This window comes from Pseudomonas paralactis (assembly GCF_001439735.1).
Classification (GTDB): domain Bacteria; phylum Pseudomonadota; class Gammaproteobacteria; order Pseudomonadales; family Pseudomonadaceae; genus Aquipseudomonas; species Aquipseudomonas paralactis.
This window is the reverse complement of the sequence record NZ_JYLN01000012.1, coordinates 80,412-103,705: the sequence shown is the minus strand read 5'-3', so window position 1 is coordinate 103,705 and position 23,294 is coordinate 80,412. Positions and strand designations below refer to the sequence as shown.

18 protein-coding genes, 1 rRNA gene and 1 pseudogene are annotated in these 23,294 nt (G+C 61.5%); 6 read left to right on the top strand and 14 right to left on the bottom strand.

Annotated features, from left to right (window positions below):
- Window positions 1-78 precede the first annotated feature (78 nt).
- Both rrf and mrdA read left to right on the top strand, forming a co-directional pair.
- Window positions 79-194, top strand: a 5S ribosomal RNA gene (rrf, locus tag TX23_RS24195).
- Between the two features lie 221 nt (window positions 195-415).
- Window positions 416-2,308: a penicillin-binding protein 2 gene (gene mrdA, locus TX23_RS24190; protein ID WP_057704377.1), complete on the top strand. Its 1,893-nt coding sequence runs from the start codon at window positions 416-418 to the stop codon at window positions 2,306-2,308.
- A 1-nt stretch (window position 2,309) separates the two neighbouring features.
- On the opposite strand, the gene TX23_RS24185 is transcribed toward mrdA, so the two are convergent.
- Window positions 2,310-2,711: a GFA family protein gene (locus TX23_RS24185; protein WP_057704376.1), complete on the bottom strand. Its 402-nt coding sequence runs from the start codon at window positions 2,709-2,711 to the stop codon at window positions 2,310-2,312.
- A gap of 99 nt (window positions 2,712-2,810) precedes the next feature.
- Here TX23_RS24185 and TX23_RS24180 point away from each other — a divergent pair, with 99 nt between their 5' ends.
- Window positions 2,811-3,278 (top strand): SRPBCC family protein, encoded by a 468-nt coding sequence (locus TX23_RS24180; protein WP_003190189.1) that lies wholly within the window; start codon window positions 2,811-2,813, stop codon window positions 3,276-3,278.
- Between the two features lie 268 nt (window positions 3,279-3,546).
- Here the strand turns inward: TX23_RS24180 and TX23_RS28890 are convergent.
- A pseudogene (locus TX23_RS28890) lies at window positions 3,547-4,179 on the bottom strand (TonB-dependent receptor plug domain-containing protein); the annotation flags it as partial.
- 21 nt (window positions 4,180-4,200) lie between these two features.
- Between TX23_RS28890 and TX23_RS24170 the strand changes: the two are divergent.
- From TX23_RS24170 to TX23_RS24160, 3 genes are all read left to right on the top strand, one after another.
- A complete protein-coding gene (locus tag TX23_RS24170; RefSeq protein ID WP_057704375.1) occupies window positions 4,201-6,558 on the top strand; it encodes a DNA polymerase II in 2,358 nt (785 codons plus the stop codon).
- A gap of 47 nt (window positions 6,559-6,605) precedes the next feature.
- Window positions 6,606-7,238: a glutathione S-transferase N-terminal domain-containing protein gene (locus TX23_RS24165; RefSeq protein ID WP_057704374.1), complete on the top strand. Its 633-nt coding sequence runs from the start codon at window positions 6,606-6,608 to the stop codon at window positions 7,236-7,238.
- Between the two features lie 152 nt (window positions 7,239-7,390).
- The gene (locus TX23_RS24160) at window positions 7,391-7,966 is read left to right on the top strand and encodes a DUF4174 domain-containing protein (protein WP_057704373.1); all 576 of its coding nucleotides are present in this window, start codon (window positions 7,391-7,393) and stop codon (window positions 7,964-7,966) included.
- A 59-nt stretch (window positions 7,967-8,025) separates the two neighbouring features.
- On the opposite strand, the gene TX23_RS24155 is transcribed toward TX23_RS24160, so the two are convergent.
- From TX23_RS24155 to TX23_RS24100, 12 genes are all read right to left on the bottom strand, one after another.
- A complete protein-coding gene (locus TX23_RS24155) occupies window positions 8,026-9,432 on the bottom strand; it encodes a lipid II flippase MurJ (RefSeq protein WP_057704372.1) in 1,407 nt (468 codons plus the stop codon).
- Entirely contained in the window at window positions 9,432-10,253 is an 822-nt protein-coding gene (locus tag TX23_RS24150) for an acyltransferase (protein ID WP_057704371.1), read from the bottom strand. Before TX23_RS24150 ends, TX23_RS24155 begins: the two co-directional genes overlap by 1 nt.
- Window positions 10,250-11,653, bottom strand: a complete 1,404-nt coding sequence (locus TX23_RS24145) for an O-antigen ligase family protein (RefSeq protein WP_057704370.1) — start codon at window positions 11,651-11,653, stop codon at window positions 10,250-10,252. The genes TX23_RS24150 and TX23_RS24145 overlap by 4 nt, the downstream gene beginning before the upstream one ends.
- Window positions 11,653-12,756, bottom strand: coding sequence for a glycosyltransferase family 4 protein (locus TX23_RS24140; RefSeq protein WP_057704369.1), 1,104 nt, complete (start codon window positions 12,754-12,756; stop codon window positions 11,653-11,655). The genes TX23_RS24145 and TX23_RS24140 overlap by 1 nt, the downstream gene beginning before the upstream one ends.
- Window positions 12,747-13,961, bottom strand: a complete 1,215-nt coding sequence (locus tag TX23_RS24135; protein WP_057704368.1) for a glycosyltransferase family 4 protein — start codon at window positions 13,959-13,961, stop codon at window positions 12,747-12,749. Before TX23_RS24135 ends, TX23_RS24140 begins: the two co-directional genes overlap by 10 nt.
- 22 nt (window positions 13,962-13,983) lie before the next feature.
- Window positions 13,984-15,324 (bottom strand): glycoside hydrolase 5 family protein, encoded by a 1,341-nt coding sequence (locus TX23_RS24130; protein WP_057704367.1) that lies wholly within the window; start codon window positions 15,322-15,324, stop codon window positions 13,984-13,986.
- Complete coding sequence (locus tag TX23_RS24125) at window positions 15,321-16,502, bottom strand: glycosyltransferase (protein WP_057704366.1); 1,182 nt, start codon at window positions 16,500-16,502, stop codon at window positions 15,321-15,323. Before TX23_RS24125 ends, TX23_RS24130 begins: the two co-directional genes overlap by 4 nt.
- Complete coding sequence (locus tag TX23_RS24120) at window positions 16,502-18,481, bottom strand: GumC family protein (RefSeq protein WP_057704365.1); 1,980 nt, start codon at window positions 18,479-18,481, stop codon at window positions 16,502-16,504. Before TX23_RS24120 ends, TX23_RS24125 begins: the two co-directional genes overlap by 1 nt.
- 64 nt (window positions 18,482-18,545) lie before the next feature.
- Window positions 18,546-19,361 (bottom strand): polysaccharide biosynthesis/export family protein, encoded by an 816-nt coding sequence (locus TX23_RS24115; RefSeq protein WP_057704364.1) that lies wholly within the window; start codon window positions 19,359-19,361, stop codon window positions 18,546-18,548.
- A gap of 6 nt (window positions 19,362-19,367) precedes the next feature.
- Window positions 19,368-20,279: a glycosyltransferase family 2 protein gene (locus TX23_RS24110; RefSeq protein WP_057704363.1), complete on the bottom strand. Its 912-nt coding sequence runs from the start codon at window positions 20,277-20,279 to the stop codon at window positions 19,368-19,370.
- Window positions 20,279-21,739 (bottom strand): mannose-1-phosphate guanylyltransferase/mannose-6-phosphate isomerase, encoded by a 1,461-nt coding sequence (locus tag TX23_RS24105; RefSeq protein ID WP_057704362.1) that lies wholly within the window; start codon window positions 21,737-21,739, stop codon window positions 20,279-20,281. Before TX23_RS24105 ends, TX23_RS24110 begins: the two co-directional genes overlap by 1 nt.
- Complete coding sequence (locus tag TX23_RS24100) at window positions 21,739-23,178, bottom strand: undecaprenyl-phosphate glucose phosphotransferase (RefSeq protein ID WP_057704361.1); 1,440 nt, start codon at window positions 23,176-23,178, stop codon at window positions 21,739-21,741. Before TX23_RS24100 ends, TX23_RS24105 begins: the two co-directional genes overlap by 1 nt.
- Window positions 23,179-23,294: the final 116 nt, after the last annotated feature.

The window sequence follows — 23,294 nt, the reverse complement described above, 5'->3', positions numbered from 1 at the left end:
CTCACAAAACACCGAAAGCTATCACATACCCAATTTGCTGAAGCGAGACCAACTGGTCACGACTCAGTACCCGAATTTCTTGACGACCATAGAGCATTGGAACCACCTGATCCCATCCCGAACTCAGCAGTGAAACGATGCATCGCCGATGGTAGTGTGGGGTTTCCCCATGTGAGAGTAGGTCATCGTCAAGATTAAATTCCAAAACCCCTGTTTGCTAACGCAAACAGGGGTTTTGTTTTGGGCGGTCGAAAAGCTGGCAACCTCTGGCACTCTCGCCTAAATCGGCGTGCCGCTGGGGAAATCAATGCAAAGTGTTTCTGCATTTTTTTGGTATGGTGCAGCACATTTTCATAAGGACTGATCGTTACCCGCAGGAGGCGGCGTCGCCATTTTCCAACGAGATGCTGTAGAAATGCCTGAACCGATACCTATCAAAGATCATGAAAAAGAAAACCGCCTGGTCAACAAGCGCTTGCTGGCCTGTGCGCTATTAGTGGTAGGCATCACCTGTGCCCTGGTGGGGCGTATGTATTTTTTGCAAGTGGTGCAGTATGACTACCACTCCACTATCTCGGAAAACAACCGGGTCCATGTATTGCCTATCACGCCGACTCGCGGCTTGATCTATGACCGTAACGGCGTGGTCCTGGCTGATAACCGTCCGAGCTACAACCTGACTATTACTCGTGAACGCACCACCGATCTCAAGGGTGAGCTGGACGCAATCGTCAGTCTGCTGCATTTGCCTGCCGAAGACCGTGCCATGTTCGATAAGGCACTCAAGCAGGCCCGTCACCCGTTTGTTCCGGTCACGTTGTTCTACGAGCTGAACGAAGAACAGATCGCCGTTTTGGCCGTCAACGAGTTCCGTTTACCAGGGGTGGACGTCGAGCCGCAATTTGTACGCCACTATCCGCTGGGTGCGCACTTTGCCCACTCCATTGGCTACGTCGGCCGCATCAATGAAAAAGAATCCAAGACCCTTGATTCCGTGGAGTACCGCGGTACCCAATCCATCGGCAAAACCGGGATTGAGCGTTTTTACGAGGCCGAGCTGCACGGCCATGTCGGTTATGAGGAGGTTGAGACCAATGCCCAGGGCCGCGTATTGCGCGTGCTCAAGCACACCGATCCGATCCCCGGCAAAAATATCGTCCTGAGTCTCGACGTCAAGCTCCAGGAAGCCGCCGAAGAGGCCCTGGGCGACCGGCGCGGTTCGGTCGTGGCTCTGGACCCGCAAACCGGCGAAGTGCTGGCCATGGTCAGCAAACCGAGTTTCGATCCGAACCTGTTCGTCACCGGTATCAGCTTCAAGGAGTACGCCGCGCTGCACGATTCGATTGATCGGCCGCTGTTCAACCGCGTGCTACGTGGGCTCTATGCGCCTGGCTCAACCATCAAGCCGGAAGTGGCCATCGCCGGTCTCGACAGTGGCGTTGTGACCCCCCAAACCCGTGTGTTCGACCCCGGCTATTACCAACTGCCGGACTTTGACCACAAATACCGCAACTGGAACCACAGTGGCGACGGTTGGGTGGACATGGACGCCGCCATCATGCGTTCCAACGACACGTACTTCTACGACCTGGCCCACAAGCTGGGCATCGATCGCCTGCATGACTACCTCGCCGAGTTCGGCCTCGGTCAGAAGGTATCACTGGACATGTTCGAAGAGTCCGCGGGGCTCATGCCCTCTCAGGCCTGGAAGCGTGCGACCCGTCGCCAGCCCTGGTTCCCAGGCGAAACCGTGATCCTCGGCATCGGCCAGGGCTATATGCAAGTGACGCCGCTGCAACTGGCCCAAGCCACCGCATTGATCGCCAACAAAGGCATATGGAACCGTCCGCACCTGGCCAAGACCATCAATGGCGTGCCTCCCGTGGACGAGAACCCCATGCCTAACGTGGTGCTAAAAAATCCGCGTGATTGGGAGCAGGTCAACCACGGTATGCAACTGGTGATGCACGACCCACGCGGTATCGCCCGGGCGGCAGCGCAAGGTGCCCAATACCGCATCGCCGGCAAGAGTGGTACCGCCCAGGTGGTGGCGATCAAGCAGGGTGAGCGCTACAACCGTAACAAGACGTTGGAGCGTCATCGCGATAACGCCTTGTTCGTCGGTTTTGCGCCGGCCGAACATCCGAAGATCGTGATTTCCGTCATGATCGAAAACGGTGAGGCCGGTGGTCGTGTGGCCGGGCCGGTTGTGCGGCAGATCATGGATGCCTGGTTGCTTGACCAGGAAGGTCATCTCAAGCCGCAGTATGCGACACCTGCCAAAGCGCCAGGTGACCCACGCGTCTGACTCAGACCTGCCACTCGGCCCAGCGCTCTACGCCGTCATAGGCCAGCCATGGCACCTCATGGGCCATCCAGATATGCGAGGTGGGCCTGACGCCGGGATCATCGTCCAGCGTCGCCACCCGCACGATCACGTGGGGCTGATGCCCCCGTTCGGCAATCAGATGTGAGCCGCAGCGCGAGCAGAAGCGTCGGAGTTTCCCCGGCGAGGATTCAAAGGATGCCAAAAGCTCTTCACCGTGCGTCCAGCGAAAATGCTCGCGCATCACCCCGGCAGTGGCAACAAACGCAGCTGCGTGTGCCTTGCGACAGCTGTCGCAATGGCAGTGGCTGATGGGCATGTCCAGGCTGTCCACCTGATAGCGCACGGCTTTGCACAAGCAACTTCCATTCAATGGGTCAGTCATAACCTATGGCCAGGTCAAGGAGGGGGTCATCATCATCGCGCACAACGCAAGGTTGCGCATTGGTCGATGTCGCCTACTGTTCAAAGAAGGAGGTGACTCATGCACGTATTAGATCGAATCGAACGCAAAGTCCTGCTCAATGCATCGCGTAAACAGGTTTGGGAGGCTCTCACGGATGCCGAGCAATTTGGCAGCTGGTTCGGTATCGCGCTCAAGGGCAAAACCTTTGTAGCCGGGCAAACTATCGAAGCGCCAATTACTTACCCAGGCTACGAACATGTAGTCTGGAAGGCCAGGATCGAACGCGTCCTGCCGCAAACGCTGTTCTCTTTCTGGTGGCACCCCTTCGCGGTAGAGGAGGGCGTCGACTACGACAACGAAACACCGACCCTGGTGGAGTTCACCATCGAGGATCGCGCCCCAGGTATCCTGCTGCGGGTTGTCGAATCCGGTTTCGACCAGGTTCCCGAAGCGCGGCGCCAGAAGGCGTTCAAGATGAACTCCCGTGGTTGGGATGAGCAGATGGGCAATATCGAAACCTATCTGAGCGAAACCCGACCAGTATGATGGTGGGCAAGGGGGGAGATCAGCCCCCCAACGTAATCACGTTCTAGAAATCAATCGACGCCGACAACTTCGCCGCTCGCGGATCCCCCTGGCTCAGGAACCCGCCCTGGGCCGACTCCCAGTATTTCTGGTTGGCGACGTTCTCTACCGTGGCACCCAATGTCACCTCGCGCTTGTCCACGGCGAAGGTGTAGCGCGCACCCAAGTCGAAGCGGTTCCAGGCCGGCAGGCTCAGGTTGTTGGCCGCGTCGGCGTACTGCCCGCCGGTGCGCAGCATCCCCAACGTGTCTTCAAGGTTGGTACTGCTCCAGCTTGGCGCGTAGTTGGTGCCTGCCGACGGCGCATCCGGTACCTGGGTGATGGTGCCAAGGAACACCGAGTTACGCCCACCGTTGATACGCTGCTTCTGATACACAAAATCACCGGACAGCCGCAACGCATCGCCGCGGTAATCAAGGCCGACGGCAAACAGCTTCGAACGCTGGTTTTCATCATCAATCCCGGTATCGCCTTCGCGCTGGGACAGGTTGACCCGTGCGCCAAACCGGTTGTCTTCGCCGAAGCGCTGGCCAATATCCAGGTGCTCGCCAATCCGGCCATCACTGCTGATGTCGGTGCTGAAACGACGCAGCGGCACATCATCGGCGCGCTTGGGTTGCAGGTTCACACCGCCACCAATACCCGAACCGGTGGGAGTGACGCCATTGATGAAAGCATTGGGGCCCTTGAACACTTCCACTCGCTCCAGGGCATCGGTGGAGATGATCTGGCGAGGCAGGACGCCGTACAAACCGTTATAGGAAATGTCGTCGCCATTCAGCGGCAAGCCACGGATTGCGCTCCGCGTGCGCGTTAACCTGCCGCGTTTGTACGGATGCCGAGTAGAATCACGCCCTGAAAGCGATTCCTGAGGTGCGGTACGGTGGATTTACAGCAGGGTTTTGTCCTGACCCGGCATTGGCGCGATACCCCGGCGGGCACGGAGGTCAGTTTCTGGCTGGCCACCGACCATGGGCCTCGGTGTATTCGACTACCCGTGCAAACTTCGGTGATGTTCATTCCCGAGGTCCATCGAAAGCCGCTTGATTGGCTGCTCAAGGGCGAGCGCGATCTGGAGTTGCGTGCGCTGCAACTGTGCGACTTCCACCATCGCCCGGTCCTTGGCCTCTATGCCCGTCAGCACCGCCAGTTGATGGACATCGAAAAGCGCCTGCGCAGCGCCGGGGTGGATGTCTACGAAGGCGACGTACGACCGCCCGAGCGCTACATGATGGAACGCTTTATCACCGCCCCGGTGTGGTTCGGCGGCACGGCGGATGCCGGCGGTGTCTTGCTTGACGCGCAGATGAAGCCCGCGCCCGACTACCGCCCGCGATTGAAATTGGTGTCGCTGGACATCGAGACCACCGCCCAGGGTGATCTGTATTCCATCGCTCTCGAAGGCTGCGGCGAGCGCCAGGTGTACATGCTCGGCCCGCCAAATAAAACCGACGCCGTGGACTTCAAGCTCGACTATTGCGACACCCGCGCACAATTGCTCGAACGCCTCAACCAATGGCTGGCCACCTTTGATCCCGACGCGATCATCGGCTGGAATGTGGTGCAGTTCGATCTGCGCGTCCTGCATGAACACGCCCAGCGCCTGAACGTGCCACTGTTGCTGGGGCGTGGCGGTGAAGCCATGACCTGGCGCGAGCACGGCAGCCGCAATCATTACTTCGCAGCGGCGGCGGGGCGCTTGATCATCGATGGGATCGAAGCGCTGCGCTCGGCGACCTGGAGCTTTGAATCCTTCAGCCTGGAAAACGTCGCGCAAACCCTGCTCGGCGAAGGCAAAGACATCTGCACCCCATATCAACGCATGGATGAGATCAACCGCATGTTCGCCGAGGACAAGCCCGCCCTGGCGCGCTACAACCTCAAGGACTGCGAGCTGGTCACGCGGATTTTCGAAAAGACCGAGCTACTCAAATTCCTGCTCGAACGCGCCAGCGTCACCGGTTTGCCGGCCGACCGTAACGGCGGCTCGGTGGCCGCCTTCACCCACCTGTACATGCCGTTGATGCACCGCCAGGGTTTCGTCGCGCCGAACCTGGGCGACAAACCGCCCCAGGCCAGCCCTGGCGGGTTTGTCATGGACTCCCGCCCGGGCCTCTACGAATCGGTGCTGGTGCTGGACTACAAAAGCCTTTACCCGTCGATCATCCGCAGTTTCCTGATCGACCCGGTGGGCTTGATCGAAGGCCTCAAGCATCCCGACGACAGCGACTCGGTAGAGGGCTTTCGCGGCGCGCGTTTCTCCCGCACCCGGCACTGCCTGCCGTCCATCGTCACGCGCGTATCCGAAGGCCGTGAAGAGGCCAAGCGCGAGCACAATGCGCCGCTGTCCCAAGCCCTGAAAATCATCATGAATGCTTTCTACGGCGTGCTCGGCTCCAGTGGCTGCCGGTTCTTCGATACGCGGTTGGCATCGTCAATCACCCTGCGTGGGCACCAGATCATGCGCCAGACCCGCGAGCTGGTGGAGGCCCAGGGCTACGAAGTGATCTACGGCGACACCGACTCCACCTTCGTCTGGCTCGGCAGCGCCCATTCCCCGCAGGACGCCAATCGTATCGGCCTGGCGCTGGTGCAGCACGTCAACGACTGGTGGCGCACGCACCTGAGCACTGAATACGGCCTGCAAAGTGCACTGGAGCTGCAATACGAAACCCACTTCAGCCGCTTCCTGATGCCGACCATCCGTGGCGCGGAGGAGGGCAGCAAGAAGCGCTACGCCGGTTTGGTCGTACGCGACGATGGCAGCGAAGAGATGATCTACAAGGGCCTGGAAACCGTGCGCAGCGACTGGTCGCCCCTGGCCCGGCAATTTCAGCAGGAACTCTACCAGCGCATCTTCCATCGTCAGCCCCATCAGGACTACATACGCGATTACGTGCGCCGTACCCTGAGCGGCGAATTCGACGAGTTGCTGATCTACCGCAAGCGCCTGCGCCGGCCCTTGCACGACTACGAACGCAACGTGCCGCCCCATGTACGCGCGGCACGCCTGGCGGACGAATACAACGACCGCCTGGGGCGCCCGCGCCAGTACCAGCGCGGTGGCTGGATCAGCTATGTGATCAGCGTCAATGGCCCCGAACCCCTGGAAGTGCGGCAAGCGCCCATCGACTACGACCACTACGTGACTCGCCAACTGCAGCCCGTTGCAGACGCCATACTGCCATTCGTCAATGATGATTTCGGCACCCTGGTGGGCGGGCAGATGGGGCTATTCTAGGTTCTGGACCACTGTCCCTATCGCCCATCGCTCAGGAGGAAACGCCCATGTACACACTTTATGGCACCGACGAATCCGGTTCCTGCATGATCGAAATCGCGCTGCAGCGCTGCGCAGTGCCATGGCATCGCGTGGACGCCAGTTCCTGGCAGGACGGCGAGGGCAGCGACGCCCTTGCACGTATCAATCCACTCAAGCAGATCCCCACCCTGGTCACCCCCAATGGCCAGGTACTGACCGAAAGCGCCGCGATCCTGATCCACCTGGGCCTGGAGTATCCCAAGGCCCAGTTACTGGCCGGCGATCGTGCGCAGATCCTGCGCGGCTTGTTGTACATCGCCGCCAATTGCTATTCGGCGATCGGCATCATCGACTACCCGCAACGCTGGTTGGGGAATGCCGATGAAGCGCAGCAAGCGCAACTGGTCAGCGGCACACGGCGCTACCTGCACCAGGCTTGGGTCGTGTTTGCCGATCAGTTTGCCGGCCAGCTGTTTACCCCGAGCAACGCGCCGAATGCACTGGGCATCATGGCGGCGGCAGTGTCGCGTTGGGATGAGGCGCGCGAGGTGCTCGGCAACCTGGCGCCGGGCTTTGCGCAGAGCCTGGAGCAGGTAGACGCTGACCCTGTCGTGGCCCCCGTATTTGCCCGGCATTGGCCGCAGTGGAAGGTCTCGTAACCGGAAGAAACAATGGCCAGGCGACTGTCCAAGCCCTTGCGTAGCGGGCGTCCTGACCTACTCTTCTCAAAGTGATGTAGGAATCATCCTTGAATTTGACTGTCGCAGACATGAAACTCAAGAACCCTGCATGGAATTCAAAGGAGGTGCGCATGCTCATCCGGTCGCTGACCCTGGCTACCTTGATGGCTTTTACGGGGCCGTTGTTGGCCGCTGATGATATCAACCCGCTCAAGCAAGACCTGGGCAAGGCCCGGCCGCTGGTCGTGGTGGAGCTGGACTCCGGCAACGACACCTTGGCGACCGTCAAGAAGCAGTTGGACGAGCCGGCCACCAAACAGTCCTTTGAAGAACGCAGCATGGTGTTCTACACCGTGAAGTTCGGCAGCATCGGCGCCGAAGGGGAGAAGTTCGCCAAGGACCCCAAGGACAACAAGAAGCTCACGCCACCGGAAACCAACGCGCTGATCCGTGCCCTCAAACTTGGAGCGGGCAGCGGCACCAAGGTGATTCTGATCGGCAAGGATGGCGATAAAAAACTGGAGAAAACCGTACCGCCGGATACCCTCGATCTGAAGGAGTTTTTCAGCGCCATTGACCAGATGCCGATGGCCGAGAAAGAAGCGGCGGCGCCGGTTGCGCCAGAACCTGTACCTGCTCCGGGCAAGAACGCTCCCAAAGCGGGTAAGGCAGCCAAACCGGCGGCGCCGCAAACGCTGGATGACTGAGTCTGTGCAGGAGCTGGCTTACCAGCTCCTGCGCAGGCCGTTGCGGCGCGGGCTCCAGTTCACTGTTTCCACGGTTTGAACCATCCAGCCAACCCTCCCAATACCAGGGCCGCCGTCACGGTACTCAAGCCCAGTTGCCAGCCGTCGTTTTGCAGTGGGTGCAAGATAACGGCTGCAAAGCCCAGTGATACCGCACTCAGCCCCCATTGCAGCGGCCAGCCCAGTTGGCCAAGCAATTGCTGGCGTTGCATCAGCAGCAGGTTGGTGACGATAACCCCGCCCAGCGCCGCCAGGGCGATACCGGGCAAACCCAAAAAGTACGGCAGCAGCACCAGCAGCAAAGCGTTGACCCCGCTGCCCAGCAGTTCGCAGCGCAAGGGCAGGCGCGTGTCGCCGCTGGCATAGGCGTAGCGGGCGAGCATGGCGTTCCAGGCGCCGAACACCAAGGGCGTTGCGAACCAGGCCAGCAGCGCGGGCAATGGGCCGTCGGCGCTTTGGGTGGGCATCAGCAGATGAATCAGTACCGGGCTGGCGCCGATCAGGCCGAGGGCGGCGGGCAGGCTGAGCAGGGTCGCCGCATCCAGGCCCCGACGCAGCAGGGCCAGGCGTTGCTGGCCTTGTTCGCCGCTCATCATGCCCAGCAGGACCTGGTTAAGGCTCATCAGCGCGATCAATGGCAGGTTGATCAACTTGCGGGCGAGGTTGACCCAAGTGACGGCGCCTTCCCCCAGATAACTGGCGATCAAACGTTCGAGCAGCGCCAGACCCTGGCTGGCGACATTGCTGGCCAACAACGGCCCGATGCGCCCCAGCAGTTCGCGGCCCGCCAGCTTGTCGCCAGTGACTTGCCATGGCCGCCAGCCGAACGACCACACCGGCGCCAGCAGCGGCAGGCACATCAAGACACTGCCGGCAAAAAAGCTCATGGCCAGCTCGCCGCTGTCGCTTGCGCTGCCACGGATGAAAAGGTACAGCACCGGCGGCAGGTTAAAAAGCAAAGAGCCCAGCCCTGGCAGCACAAAACGTTGACGTGCCTGCAAGGGAATACTGAACAACCCATGCATCACCAGGCCCGGCGCGCAGGCCGCCAGCCAGCGCAAGTTGGCCGCGGCTTCGGCATGGGCCGCAGCGTCCAGGCCAGGGCCGATCAGGCGCACCCACAGCGGCGCGCCCAGTGCCAGGATGGCAAACAGGGCCAGGCCCACCCCCAGCAGGCGTGGGGACAAGCTGGCCAGCCAGGCTTGCTGGCGTTGTGGGTCGCGTTGTTGATACAGGGGCAGGGCCGCCGCCGCGAGCAACCCGGCGGCCAGGGTCATGCGCAACGCTTCGGGCAGAAACACCGCCACCAGAAACCCGTCGCTGCGACTGCCCGCGCCCCAGGCCGCTACCAACAACCATTCGCGGGCAAAACCGGCGACCAGCCCGGCAAGCGTCGCTACGGTCAGCCACAGTGTGCTGCCGAACATCAGTGGAACAGGGTGAACAAGCCTTTGCCACCCACCTTATAGTTCAGATCATGGCAACGCTCGCCCATGATTTTGGCCCCGGAACCGCCAATGATTTTGTAGGGGGCTACTGCCTTGGCCACCACGGTATTGGCGCTGATCACCGAACCATGGCCCAGGTGCGTGCCGTAGCCGATCAACGCTCGGCTGCCGATCCACACGTAGTCGTCGATGTAGATTGGCCCGGAAATCGACCAGAACTCCGGCGCCTGCAAATCATGACTGCCGGCAATGATCAGCACATGGGAGGCAATCGCCACGTGGTTGCCGATCACCAGCCCGGCGCGGGCATCCACCTGGCAATGCCAGCCGATCACCGTATCGTCACCGACTCTCAAATTGTGGATGCCCAACACTTCGGTGTTGCGCCACAAGCTGGAGCCTTTACCGATCTTCGCGCCGCCCAGGCGCAGCCAGGCGATGCGCACATGGTGGCTGGGGATCTTGTTGATCAGAATGTTGTAGGCCATGTCCCAGGCGTTGCGCCAGCGATCCTTGATCGTTGCCCAGTTTTTGCCGTAGCGCGGCAACAGCTGGCCCGGCAGGTCCTGTTTCATACGACGGAACAAAAGGCGGGCCACCGGCTGCTCAAGGACAGGTTCCAGGTCAATGGAATTTATCCAGAAACGCTTGTTGTCTCCTTCGCCCTCTTCAAACACCACGTCGTTGGCCAGGCACCAGTCCAGCGCCGCTTCCAGGTCCGGCAGGCTCACGCCTATTTCAGCGGCCAGTGTGGGGAGGCGGTCGCGCAAATCGGTGGAGTGAATCATCCGGTGCTTCATGGTTGGTTATCCTTTGGCGCAATAGCAGCAACAGGAGCGGTAATGGAGGGGCGCAGACGCACCTGTTGCAGGCTCATGCCCATCAACAGCCAGAACAGCGCGATCAGTACAAAGGTGAAGCTGAAATAGTGGTCGAAAATCCCGGTCAGCAGCGCCGCCATCACGCCGCAGATGCACCCCAGCCACAGGGCGTTGTCGGCGGTGACCTTGCGCACCTGGCCCAGGGGCCGCACTTCGCGCCACCACAACAGGGTGACGGTGATAAACAGCAGCATCCCCGGAATGCCGACCTTGTAGATGAAGTTCAGCCACAAGTTGGAGATGCCCAACAGGTTGGTGCCGGGCACCGGCGGGTCGATCTTGAAGCCGATCCCCAGGGGGTACGTCGACATCGCTTCGGGGAATCTTGCGTACTCATCGAAGCGGATTTCGGTACTGGCGTTGGTGGACGAGAAGATGGTCAGCAAGCGCTCCTGCAACGGTGGATAGAACATCACCAGCGCAACCCCAAATGCCACGCCGATCCCGATGATGCGCCCGCTGTTGGGCACGCGCTTGTAGGTCAGCCAGATCAGCACCAGCGCCAGGGCCACGATGGCGCCACGGGAAATACTCAGCAGCAGGCCGGCACAACCCAGCACCGCCACCGCCAGGCCCAGCGCCCGCCGCCAGCCGCTGCGGGTCCAGCCGTAGAACAGCGCCAGGGGGATAAACAGCACCAGCACGCCACCGGTCAGGTTGGGGTGTACCCAGGGCGAGGCCATACGCGTGTAGTTGGCGGAGAAAATATCCTTCACCGCTTCGGGGTGGGCGTACTTGAGGTCGGTAAGCACCTGGATCATCGACATCGCATTGCGCGTCTTCAGGAACATGAAGATCGACAGCAGCAGCATTGCCAGGTTGCCCAGCAGCAGGGCGACCACCACCTTGTCGCGGTCGGCGTCGGTGCGCAGCAGCAACGGCACGATAAACAGCAACGACAGGTTCATCAGCCAGCGTACCCAGTTCACCGGCCCGTTGCCTTCGGCATGGATGATGACCATGCCCCAGATAAACGGAATAGCGCTGAACAGCATCAGCCACATCAGCGCGCGCTCGGTCGGACGCCACAGGATCAAGCCGCGGGTCTTGCCGATAAACGATTGCCAGAACACCCCGACCCAGGTCAGCCCCAACACCGCTTCGCTGATGGTGGTGCGGACCCCCAGCTCCAGCGTGGTGTAGGGAATGCTGGTGGCCAACACCGCGAAAATCAGCAAGCCCCACAGGGGAAAGCGGATCAGGGTCAAGGCCACAGCTGCGCCGACCACGACCAGCAAGGCCTTGATCGGCGACAGGGCCAGCAGCAAAATGCCGAAGACCAGACCCAGGAGCAGGCTGATGAATTTTCCTGGCAGCATTAGCGGTCCAATTCCTTGAGCAAAGTATCCAGGCGCGAGCGATAGGCCGGTTCGGCAAATTGCCGGGCCCAGGCGCGCTGCGTTTCGGCGTCTGCCGGGGTCTTCGCGGCAGCCAGTTGCTGCATGACGGTCTGCAATTGCCTGGCGTCGTGTGGGTCGAAGCGCGGGGCGTCGGGCGGCGCGACTTCGTCCAGGGCGGAACCGTATGCCACCGCCACTGGGGTGCCGACACTCAAGGCTTCCACCACCGGCAACCCAAAGCCCTCGGCAAAAGACGGCTGCCACAGGCAGGCGGCATGACGGTAGAGGGCTTGCAGTTGGCCGTCGGATAAACCGCTGCACCAATGCAGGCCCGGCAGTTCGCCAAGGGCTGGCGGCACATCGCTGGCGTGGCCTACCAGCACCAGGTCCGGTACCTCAGGGTTCGCCGCACGGCAGGCCTGCCATTGGCGCAGGAAAAACACCATGTTCTTGCGCGGCTCCCGTGTGCCCACCACCAGCCAGTAACGCGCCGGCAGGTTGTCTGGCAGCGGCTCTGGCGCGGCATTCAATTCTGGTACCAGGTTGCTCAATACCCGGAACTTGGCCCGCGCCCAGGGGAATACGCGGGCGGCTTCGTTGCAAGAAAACTGCGAAGGGCACCACACTCGGTCAGCCTGCCACACCGACCAGGCAATCGAGGCGCCGTCGATCAAGCGATAGGCCAGGGCCTTGAGCCGGGAGCGATGGAAGTTACGCTGAGTCAGCTGAAACAGGTCATGCAGCACCAGGACATAGCGGGTGCCGGCGGGTTTGCGGCACAGTGGCAAGCCCATATTGGCCGTGGCGATGTGCAGGTCGATCTGCTGCTCGTGCAAGGCTCTGGGCAAAAACTTGCGCTCAAATCGAAAGCGCACCTGCGGCCGCTGCAGGCCATCGAGCGGGCTGGCCCAGGGTGGGCAAGTGGCGGTCGTGCGTTGCAGGTGGTCCAGGGGCGCTTCAGTGAACAGCACCACCTCGGTGTTGCCTCGTGCGCGCAGGGCATCTTCCAGCGCCAGGACCTGGCGGGCGATGCCCGACGAGGGCGCAACCGTGGCGGGGCGATAGTCCAGGGCTACGCGCATGGCTGAGACTCCTTGGAAGTGAGCAAGGTGTGGTAGATGTGCTCCAGTTCGTCACCGGCCACCGCCCAGTCGTGATAGTGCCGCGCATAGTCGCGTGCTGCATCGGCCAGTTGCCGGGCCAGCGGCGGTTCATCCAGCAGGCGCACGATGGCGTCGGCCAGGGCCTCAGCGCTTTCGCCCGCCAGGTAATGCGCCTGTGGCTGCACCGCCAACCCGGAAACTCCCTGGGCCGTGCTGACCAGCGGCAAGCCGGCGGCCATCGCCTCCAATACCTTGAGCTTGGAGCCGCCGCCATGGCGCAACGCGGCGACAAAACCGGTGCAGCGCCGTTGCAGGTCGCACAGATCGGGAACAAACCCCAGCCACTCGACACGTTCATCCGGCCAGCGGTCGCGCCAGTGTTCGGGCAAGCCGTAACCGGCCACCGCCAGGCGCGCGGTCGGGCACCGCAGCCAGACTCGGGGGAAGATCTCTTCAAGCAGCCACTGCACGGCGTCCAGGTTGGGGGCGTATTCGTAGTTGCCGACAAACAACAGACGCTGGCTTAGCGCATCGGCACTGACCTGGGCGAAGGCACGGCTGTCGACCCCATTGACCACCACGCTCACCGGCGTTGCAGACAACGGTCGCATGGCCTGGGCATCGGCCTCGGTCACCGCGATCACATGGGCGGCGGCATCGAACGCCTTGCGCTCCCATTGCCGGCAGCGCCATTGGTCATACTGCACAAAAGGCGCGGCCCACCTGGGAAAACGGTCATAAGTGGCGCCGCCCAAGCTCGATTCCAGGTTGTGCTCGGTCAGCACAAACGCGCGCTGGCGTTGCTGCAAGGTGCGCAGAAACGGTTGCAGGCTGTAGCTGTGTTCCACTTGAATCACGTCCCAGTGTTCGTTCAACAGTTGCGCAAATTGGGCCTGCAACGGCGCCGACAGGCCATTGACCGTGGTCAACAGCGGCCAGGGTGCGAATACGCCCGCGAGCAGAGTCATCGGGTGTTTCAGTGGCCGGCGCGGCACCACGATCAGGCGTTCGAGCAACGGTTCAAGGGCGGCGTACACCGCGTCATCGGCCGGTGTCTTCGATTGCGCCAGCAGCGTGATGCGATGTCCGCGTTCACTCAAGGTGCGCAGCAAATGGTACTGGCGGGTCTTGCCGCCGCTGGTGGTTGGCCACGGCAGGTAGGGCACAATCCATAGGATTCTCATGTACAGCTCTCCATACCCGGGGCTACCACACCAGTATCTGCAAACTCGGCTTCACCGCTGGGCGAATACCGTTGTCGTCGCTCAGGGTTTGCCGGGCTCCGGTCAGCGGGTCCAGCAGTTCTGCGCGCTTGATGTTCGGCAGGCTGATGGTGTTGCCTTTGGCACTCCAATACATCAGCAGGTGTTTTCCGTCAGAGCGGGTCCAGGCCACGCTGTAGAAACTGTCCGGCACATCCTCAAGCTGCGGCGTGGTGCCGGGTTTAAGGGAGGGGCCGGTGATGTCCAGGAAGCGGGCGAGGGCGGTGTACACCGGCTTCGGTTCGCCGTCCAGGTTCAGCAGGCCGTAGTGCTGGTCGCGTGGCGAGGCGCGTTGGTCGAGGTCGGACAGCGCGAACAGGAAAATCTTCTGATAGTCCTGGGACGCCATCAACGCCAGGCGGCGCAAGGTGTAGTCGGCCTGCCCGTCGATACCGATCAGGTCCTGCATTTCCTTGGGGCCGGCGTAGCTGGACCAGCCCCACTCGGTGGCCCATACGTTCTTGATCCCGGCGCCGTGCAGCATTGAGTTGAGTTGATCACCGCGCAGCAGCACTTCGTTCTTGCCCGGCTCATCGGTTTCCGGGGTCATCGAATAAGGGTGATAGGCCGCGACCATGCCCAGGTTTTGCACACCCAGCGCGCCGAGTGCTTCGAACATCAGGGTTTTGCCACGCGGCGGCATTTGGCTGTAGTACGCCATGCCGCCCATGACCTGCAGTTTGCCGGGCGCGGCAAGGTTCAGGGCCTGGTGACTGGCCAATAACAATTGCCCGTACTCCTTGGCGTCGACTTTGGGGCGCCAGTTGTTCGGCAGGTTCTGCTCGTTCCACACCTGCCAGGCATCAATATTGGGGTAGCGCTTGGCCAGGAGTGCCAGGCGCAGCGCGTAGATTTCGGGGTCCCGCGGGCGATACTGGTCCTGGAACTTCGCGCCCTTGGGGGCGGTGGTGATAAAGGGCGCCGAGCCCACCAGGTAAAACACCGAGCGAATTTTTTCAGCGGTCAGGGTGCGCTCCAGTTCATCGAAGGTGCTGAGCTGATAACCGTCTTCTTCGGGCTCCAGGCGATCCCAGTGCAGGTCGACCCGCACCCATTGCAACCCAAGCTTCTTGTATTGCTTGATCTGCTGGCGGTACTGCTCGGGCGTGAACCACAGAAAGTGCGCGTTCACGCCAAGGAAATCCTTCCAGACTACGCCGCGCTCCGGGGCCAGGTTCACCGGCTGTGCATCGACTTTTTCACTCGACAGCAGAGCGCCACCGACGGCGATTGCCAGCACCAGCGGCAGATAGCGCCACATCGGGCGAACAGATGAAATACTCATCGCAACGGCTCCTCACAAGCATCCCGAAATAATTCGGCAAAACGTTGGGCCGTAGTGGCCCACTGGCGTTGGTGGCCGATTTCCCCGGCCCGTGCAGCCCATTGCCGGGCCTGTTGCGGGTCGAGAATCAAGCGGTTCAAGGCGCTGCTCAAGGAATCGATGTCGCCCTGCTGATAGGTGATGCCATTGCCGCCGGCCACCTCTTCAGCAAAGGCACGGGCATTGGAGGTAATCACCCCGCGCCCGCAAGCATTGGCCCACGACAGCGCGCCGCTGGTGCCCCGCATCTGTCCCAGGAAACCGAGTTTTTTCGACTCGCGGTAGGGCAGCACCATCACATGGTGCCCCTGGATCGTCGCGGCGATCTGCGCCGAGGGCAGGTCCAGCTGCCAGTCCACCACATCCTCCAGGTGCAGCGCGCTGATCTGCTGGCGCAGGCCGTCGAGGTAGTTGCCGGCCGGGTCGAAGGTCATTTCCGGGGCGGTGCCACCGGCCAGGGTCAGGCGCACCTGGCCTCGGCATTGCGGGTGGGCGGCCAGTGACTGGGCCAGGGCCTGGAGCAGGTCCTCAATGCCCTTGCCGCGATAGATAAAACCGAAATACAGCAGACGCAGCGGCGCAAGCGGCGGCATGTCCTGGGGGGCGATGGGCAGGTTGCCGTGGGCAATCACCGCCACTTGTTGCGGGCGCAGACCCATGCGTTGGCGCAGGCAGTCGCCGCCCAGGCGGGTGAGGGTGATCAGCCGGCGCATACCTTTGGCCAGGCGCCGTTCTTCGTGCAAGGTCAGCGGGTCGGCCAACAGCGCGGCAGCCTGCGGCAGCGGGTGGGGCAGGCGTTCGAGCAGGGTCAAGGGGAAAAACAGCTTGGCCCGGCGCCAGATCAAGCGTTCCGGGTCATGCACGGTGGCGGTCAAAGGCAGTTGCGGTTGCGCTCGACGCAGGTAGTTGAGCGCCTGGAACTCACCGAAGCGCCCACCCCCCAGTTCGGCATGGACCAGGTCCACACTGCGCCAGTCAAAGGCTTGCAAGCGTTGCAACTGTTCAGCCAGGTCCTGGCAGCCCGCGAGGGGGGTCACCACCTCAAGGCCCAGTTCGATCAGCGCGTTGCGCAGATGCGCGGCGTAATCGGCGATCCCGGTCTGTTCCGGCGGCAGGGGAGCCAGCAATGCAATACGCATCAGGCCGCACCGCGCCAGCTGTTGATTCGCGCCAGGACCTTGGCCGGTACTTCGAAGCGGCGACGGTTGAGGATCATGCCGTCGACCTTGCCGAAGGCGGTGGTCAGCAGCGACACCGCGTTTTCGATGGTCGGTACGGTGCTGGTGCGAGCTTCGATCACCAGCACGATCTGGTCGGCACGGCGCAGCGTCAAGAAGGCCTGCGGGTTGGACGACAAGGCCGAGGCGTCCAGCAACAGCACTTCACCCGCCGTGGGCGCGTTTACCCCATCGACCGAGACGCGATGGCCACGCTCTTCCAGCAGGCGCTTGAGCTGCTCGATGATAAACGTCACGCCCTCGCCATGCCGCGCCGAGGTCAGGCCCAGGGCAAAGCCTTCACTGGCGATGCGCTCCAGGGGCAGCAGGCTGTACAGGCGATAGAGGCTGGCGGTGACGGCGGCCGGCGTGGCGTCTTGCACATCGGGGATGCTGCTCCACAGCGGCACCTGGAACATCTCCTGCAATCGTGTGCCGTCGTGGATGCGCTGGTCCAGCAGGTACAGGACATAGATGGTCAAAAAGCCCACGGCCACGCCGGCGGGAATGGCGAACAGCAGAATCAGCAGGCTCTTGGGAAACACACGTGACGGGTTCAGGGTGGCGTGTTCGATCAGGGCGATGTTGCTGATCTGGCTGTTGTCCAGTTCGTGATCGATACGCGCCTGTTCCAGATTGTCCGAGTACAAGGCGTAGCTTTTTTCGGCGGCGCGCAGTTGCTGGCTCAGCTTGTTGAGTTCCGGCTCATCGGTCATCGCCTTGTCACGCTGGTCGCGCAGCTCGGCGAGGGTCTTGTCGTAGTTCTCGATTTCCCCGGCCAGTTTGCGCTCTTGCAATTGGGCGTCGATCACTTGCTGTTTGACGTTGATCACCAGGCTGTTGGGCGCGGTGTTTTGCGAGCGTTCCAGGCGCGTGGCTTCCTGAGCGCTGAGCGCTTCCAGGTCGCGGATGTTCTGCTCGATCTGATTGACCTGCGGTGTGCCGGGCAGGTAGGTGCGCAACAGGCGTGCGCGTTCCACTTGCAGCGTATTGAGCTGGCGCTTGAGATCCAGTTGAGTGGGGTTGAGGCTGGTTTCGCGCATCGTCACCACATCTGCCGGCTGGCTCTTGATCTGCTGGCTGGCGTTGGCCAGGAGGCTGCGAATCCCCGAGATCTGGTTCTGGGCGCTGACCTTGGCATCGGTGACACGGTCGATCTGGCTGGTGAGGTTTTTCAGGCGCGCATCGACGCTGATCGAATCGATCTGCTTCAAGCGGCCTTGCAGCTGGTCCTTCAAGCTTTGGATATTTTCCGCCACCTTGGCGCGTTCGGTTTCATAAAAGGTATGCAGGCTCTTGCGCCCAAGAATCCGGGCACGCTCTTCAAGGTAGGCGTTGACCCATTCCTCGACGATTTTTTGCGCCACCGCCGGGTCGTCCCAGGTGAAGGAAATCTCGATCACTGAAGAGCCTGGCTCGTGACCGGCTTTGAAGTTCTTCTCCAGCGAGGTCGCCAGGCGTTCCAGCGGGCTTTGTTTCTCGGCAAGGCCCACAGCCTGCAGCACACTGCGTATGCCATTGATGACTTCGCCAAGGCCCTTCTTGATGTAGAACTTGGTGACCTTCCAGAAGCCTTGCGGCGGTTCGGAGGTCATCGCCATATAGCGCTCGGCGACGATATGCACGATGGGCCGGCCGGTGAGCATTTTTTCTTCGTCGACAATCGGGTCGTGCTGGGTACTCGGGGCAATCAGCGTCTGGCGGTTGGCGGCTTCGATCGGCAAGGTGGTGTTGTCCCGCCCCGGCTTGACCAGCAAGCGCGCGTCGGACTCGTAGCGAGCCGGCAGCAGGAAGGCACCCAGCACCGCGACGACGATCGTGGTGATCACTGCCAGTTTGAATTCGCGGCGGTAGATGAAAAACAGCCGCAGCAGGTCGCGAAGAGAGCGGATTTCGATCACAGGATCACTCCATGGATGGGGAGGTGAAAGCTTCTATTTGTTGGAAGGGTGTGATCATTAATGACTAAAAACATGTACCACCCCGACAGTCGACGTTGTTGCCGCTATTTTTCACGTCACTCTGGTTTAGGTCGTAGTTCAAGCCCACACCAATCCCTTTATTGATCGGAAACAGCTTGGTGAAGTACATATCCACAGCCTCCACCGTCGCGCCGATGCCCGACTGCGGCACAAAGATCAAGTCGCCGCGCTGCAGGGCCACCCGCGGGTGATTGGGGTTGGTCAACATGCTCTCCAGGCTGATGAAGTACGTCCTGTACTTGCCATCCGGCCCGGTGCGCAGCAAGGCTACGTTGGAGGCATCCGCCGAGGGCAATACACCACCGGAACTGAGCAGCGCCTGCTCGACGCTGACGTTGCCGGCCAGGTCAAAAAACGCCGGGTTGGACACCGCACCGCCGATAAACACCTTGTTGCTCGGTGCGCTGGCGATGTTCACCGTCACCGCAGGTTCGCGGTAGATGCGCTTGTACTTCTCGGTGATTTCCTTGCCCAGGTCTTCGGGCGTGCGCAAGGCGGCCTTGACCCGGCCAATATTGGGCAGCGAGATCACGCCGTCGGGGCGCACCACGAACACGGTCATGTCATCGGCCGCCGCCGGTTCCTGGGCATCGCGCACGATCCGCAGCGAGTCGCCGCTCTGGATCAGCACCTGCGGCGGTGGCAGGTCGGCCAGGGTCAGCGCCGCTTGATGGCCGGCCTTGAGCGTATTGTTGTCAGGAAGCGGCACCCGTGCGGGGGTCGAGCAACCCGCCAGCCAGATTGAGGCACTCAAGAGGCTGAGCAGGGTAAGACGGGAACGTCGGTTGATAGTCTTCATGACGGCTCAAGTCCAGTAGGTGGAAAACATGCCCAGGCGCCGTTTAAGCGAGTTGGGCAAGTGGCGTTCAAGGTGGCCGAGGCGATAACCCAGCAATTTAAAGGCACTGCGCACCACCACTTCCGGCGCACGGTGCAGCGCGTTGGCCTCGCGCAATGCGCGCAGTTCGGCCAGCACATAACGTTTCCCTTCGCCGCCGGCGTCGCCGAACGCCTGGCGAATCCACGGCTCGCGGCCGTAGAACACACCGATATCGAAGTAACGCTTGAACTCTTCCAGCAAGCGGTAATCGTGGGAGTGATACACCTGCGCGCTGGCGGCGTAGCGCACCTGGTAGCCGGCCAGCACCATGCGGGCGGCGACATAGGCGTCTTCGCTGCCAATCACATCCTGGGGGAAACCGCCCACCGCCTGCAGGGCGCTGCGCCGGTACACCGAAAACGAGTCGGAGCTGAAGCAGGTCTTGATGCCCAAGTGCGGTGCATCGGCCAGGCTTTTGCTGCGGCTGGTCGCCGGGTAATTGAAGTGCCGCGACTGCGCCCCCAGCACCCCGGCGCCGGGGTGCGGCAGTTGCCGTCCATAGGCCACACCATTGAGCGGCTCCAGTTGCAGCTCGCTGATCAGGTTGGCGAAGGTTTCGGCCGTGGCCGGGATCGCGTCCTGGGTCATGACGATCAAGGCGTCGCCGCCCACCTGCTCACTGGCCCAGCGCCGAGTGCCGCCGTGGTTGAAGTCGCGGGCATCAATCACCTCCACCCGTGCGCCAAACTCGCGAAAGCGCGCTACGGTGTCATCGCTCGATGCGCTGTCGACCACCAGCATTTCGTCCGGTTGCAGGGTTTGCATGCGCAGCGCCGGCAGCAGGCGGTCCAGATGGCTCGCCGCGTTGCGGGTGGGGATGATCAGGGACGTGCGCATCAGGGTTTCTCTTCCACCGGCGCGCGGCCGTAGATGTCGTCATAACGCACGATGTCGTCTTCACCCAGGTACTCACCGCTCTGTACCTCGATCATCACCAGGTCGATGATGCCGGGGTTGGTCAGGCGGTGTTTGTGCCCGGCGGGAATGTAGGTGGACTCGTTCATATTGAGCAGGATCTCGCGCTCGCCATTGGTGATCATCGCTGCGCCGCTGACCACTACCCAATGCTCGCTGCGGTGATGGTGCATTTGCAGAGACAGCGAGCCTTTGGGCTTGACCACGATGCGCTTGATTTTGAAACGTGTGCTTTCTTCCAGCACGGTGTAGGTGCCCCAGGGCCGGGTGACGGTGCGATGCAGGCTGAAGGCCGGGTGATTCTGGCGCTTGAGTTCGGCGACGATATGGCGCACGTCCTGGCTGCGATGCGCGTCGGCGATCAACAGGGCGTCCGGGGTGTCGACGATGATCAGGTCACGCACGCCCACGGCGCCGAGTACGCGCTTGGGCGAGTCGATGTAGCAGTTATGCACGTCGTGCAAGATCGCCTCGCCATTGATCTGGTTGCCATTGTCATCACTGGGGGTGAGTTGGCGCAGCGCTTCCCAGGAGCCGATATCGCTCCAGCCGATATTGCAGGGCACGACCGCGACCTTTGCGGATTTTTCCATCAGGGCCACGTCGATGGAGATGTCCGGCGCGGTACCGAAGCCTTCCGGGCTCAGCTCACGCTGGCGACTGCTGCTGTTGTGCAGGCTCTGGCTGTGCTCCAGCGCGGCCTTGGCGGCGTCCAGGACTGCCGGGGCGTGGCTGGCCAATTCTTCCAACAGGCTGGCCGCCTTGAAGCAGAACATGCCGGCGTTCCACAGGTGCTTGCCGCCATCCAGATAGCCTTGGGCGGTGGCCAGGTCGGGCTTTTCGACAAAGCGCCGGACCTGAAACCCTGCACCCAACGCTGCGCCTTGTTCGATGTAGCCAAAGCCGGTTTCGGCACGGTCAGGCTGGATGCCGAAGGTCACCAGGTACCCGGCCTCGGCCAGCGCACGGGCTTTTTCCACCGCTTGGGCAAAGGCCGTCTCATCAAGGATCAGGTGATCGGCGGGCATCACCAGCAACTGCGCCTCAGCGCCGAAATGCTCCTGCACATGCAAGGCGGCCACGGCAATGGCGGCGGCGGTGTTGCGGCCAAACGGCTCCAGCAGCAGTTCAAGGGCCAGTCGCTGGATGTTCACCGCGCGGTAGTCGTCGAGGGTGCGAAACAGCAGGTCGCGGTTGGTCACCGTCAGAATGCTCTGCACCCCGGGCAAGCGGCTGGCGCGCAGGAAGGTCTTTTGCAGCAGGCTTTGGTCGTCGCGCATACGCATAAAGGGCTTGGGCATGTTCTGCCGCGAAACCGGCCACAGCCGCGTGCCCGAACCACCGGAGATGATGCAGGGAATCAATCCGTTAAGAGGGTTCATCAATAGACTTCCTTGGTGGAAAGGACGGCCGGGACCGTCATGAAAACGATGTACAGATCCAGCCACACCGACCATTTGGCGATGTATTCCAGGTCGTATTCGACACGCTTCTGGATTTTGAACAGGGTGTCGGTCTCGCCGCGGTAGCCATTGATCTGCGCCCAGCCGGTAATGCCTGGCTTGACCCGGTGGCGGGAGCTGTATTCGCTGACCGCTTGCTCGAACGGAATCCCGGCGGCCTTGGTGGCTGTGGCGTGGGGGCGCGGGCCGACCATCGACATATTGCCCAGCAGCACGTTGAATAGTTGTGGCAGCTCATCGATGCTGGTCTTGCGGATGATCCTGCCTACCCTGGTGATGCGCGGGTCCTGGCGCGTGGTCTGGTTTTCGGCGTTGAGGTCGGTCTGTTCGACGTACATCGAGCGGAACTTGAACACCCGGATCAGGTTGTCGTTGTAGCCAAAGCGCTTCTGGCGAAACAGCACCGGGCCCTTGGAATCGAGTTTGATCGCGATGGCCGTCACCAGCATCACCGGTGACAGCAGCAACAGGCCGAGGCTGGCCAGCAGCAGGTCTTCGCAACGCTTGATAAAGGGCGACCAGCCGCGCAGGGGCAACTGCGAGGTGTTGAACATCAGAATGCCGCCCACATCGGTGATGCGGTTATGGCCGTAGCGCAGGGCGGCCATGTCCGGCACCAGCATGACGTTTACCGACATCTGCCGCAGGCGCTTGACCAGCCCATTGATACGCTGCTCGGCGGCCCAGGGCAGGGTGATCATCACCTGGTTGACCTGTTCGGAGCGGATCAACTTTTCCAGGTCGCGGGTATTGCCCAGCAAGGGCAGGCGGCTCAATTCCTTGGGGATGCGCTCGGTACGGTCGTCGATAAAGCCGATCAGGCCGGACCGGATATCGCTGTTGCGCGACAGGTGTTCAGCCACATGCACTGCTGTTTCGGTAAAGCCCAGGATCACCGTGCGCTGCAAGAACTTGCCGTTCTTCATCAAATGGCGATACAGGCGCAGCATCAATATCCGCTCCACGCCAAACAGCACCAGGCTCATGGAAAACCAGGCCGCCAGGTTGCGTGGGCTCAACTGTGGGAACAGCAGCAGGATCTGGTACATGAACAACAGGATGCAAAACGCCGAGACCCAGGCCACCAGCATCACGCGAAAACGCAGGCGGTTACTGAACAGATCCTCGGAGTACACCCCCAGGGCCTGGAACAGAATGATGGTCAAGAGCGCAAAGAACACCAGCAGGCCCAGGTAGTGGTTGCGCATGTGCTCGGCGACTGGGTCCGGGTAGAACAACAGAATAATTGCCGGCACCACAGCCGTGAGGCCGTGGATCAGTTTCACGAAAACGACAAAAAACTCAACGAAACCGGGACGAGTCAAAAACAGGCTATCGACCGACGATTTACCGCGCATACATCAGATCCTCAATACACCACCAGAACGTTCCTATTCGTTTGCTCATCCATAAGGCAGCTTTGCTTTACAAGTGGTGCAAATCGAACAACTGCTGTTGCTGGGTAATACGTAAT

Coding starts and splice junctions, on each gene's coding strand:
- mrdA (WP_057704377.1), top strand. CDS start 416: ATGCCTGAACCGATACCTATCAAAGATCATGAAAAAGAAAACCGCCTG.
- TX23_RS24185 (WP_057704376.1), bottom strand. CDS start 2,711: ATGACTGACCCATTGAATGGAAGTTGCTTGTGCAAAGCCGTGCGCTAT.
- TX23_RS24180 (WP_003190189.1), top strand. CDS start 2,811: ATGCACGTATTAGATCGAATCGAACGCAAAGTCCTGCTCAATGCATCG.
- TX23_RS24165 (WP_057704374.1), top strand. CDS start 6,606: ATGTACACACTTTATGGCACCGACGAATCCGGTTCCTGCATGATCGAA.
- TX23_RS24160 (WP_057704373.1), top strand. CDS start 7,391: ATGCTCATCCGGTCGCTGACCCTGGCTACCTTGATGGCTTTTACGGGG.
- TX23_RS24155 (WP_057704372.1), bottom strand. CDS start 9,432: ATGTTCGGCAGCACACTGTGGCTGACCGTAGCGACGCTTGCCGGGCTG.
- TX23_RS24150 (WP_057704371.1), bottom strand. CDS start 10,253: ATGAAGCACCGGATGATTCACTCCACCGATTTGCGCGACCGCCTCCCC.
- TX23_RS24145 (WP_057704370.1), bottom strand. CDS start 11,653: ATGCTGCCAGGAAAATTCATCAGCCTGCTCCTGGGTCTGGTCTTCGGC.
- TX23_RS24140 (WP_057704369.1), bottom strand. CDS start 12,756: ATGCGCGTAGCCCTGGACTATCGCCCCGCCACGGTTGCGCCCTCGTCG.
- TX23_RS24135 (WP_057704368.1), bottom strand. CDS start 13,961: ATGAGAATCCTATGGATTGTGCCCTACCTGCCGTGGCCAACCACCAGC.
- TX23_RS24130 (WP_057704367.1), bottom strand. CDS start 15,324: ATGAGTATTTCATCTGTTCGCCCGATGTGGCGCTATCTGCCGCTGGTG.
- TX23_RS24125 (WP_057704366.1), bottom strand. CDS start 16,502: ATGCGTATTGCATTGCTGGCTCCCCTGCCGCCGGAACAGACCGGGATC.
- TX23_RS24115 (WP_057704364.1), bottom strand. CDS start 19,361: ATGAAGACTATCAACCGACGTTCCCGTCTTACCCTGCTCAGCCTCTTG.
- TX23_RS24110 (WP_057704363.1), bottom strand. CDS start 20,279: ATGCGCACGTCCCTGATCATCCCCACCCGCAACGCGGCGAGCCATCTG.
- TX23_RS24105 (WP_057704362.1), bottom strand. CDS start 21,739: ATGAACCCTCTTAACGGATTGATTCCCTGCATCATCTCCGGTGGTTCG.
- TX23_RS24100 (WP_057704361.1), bottom strand. CDS start 23,178: ATGCGCGGTAAATCGTCGGTCGATAGCCTGTTTTTGACTCGTCCCGGT.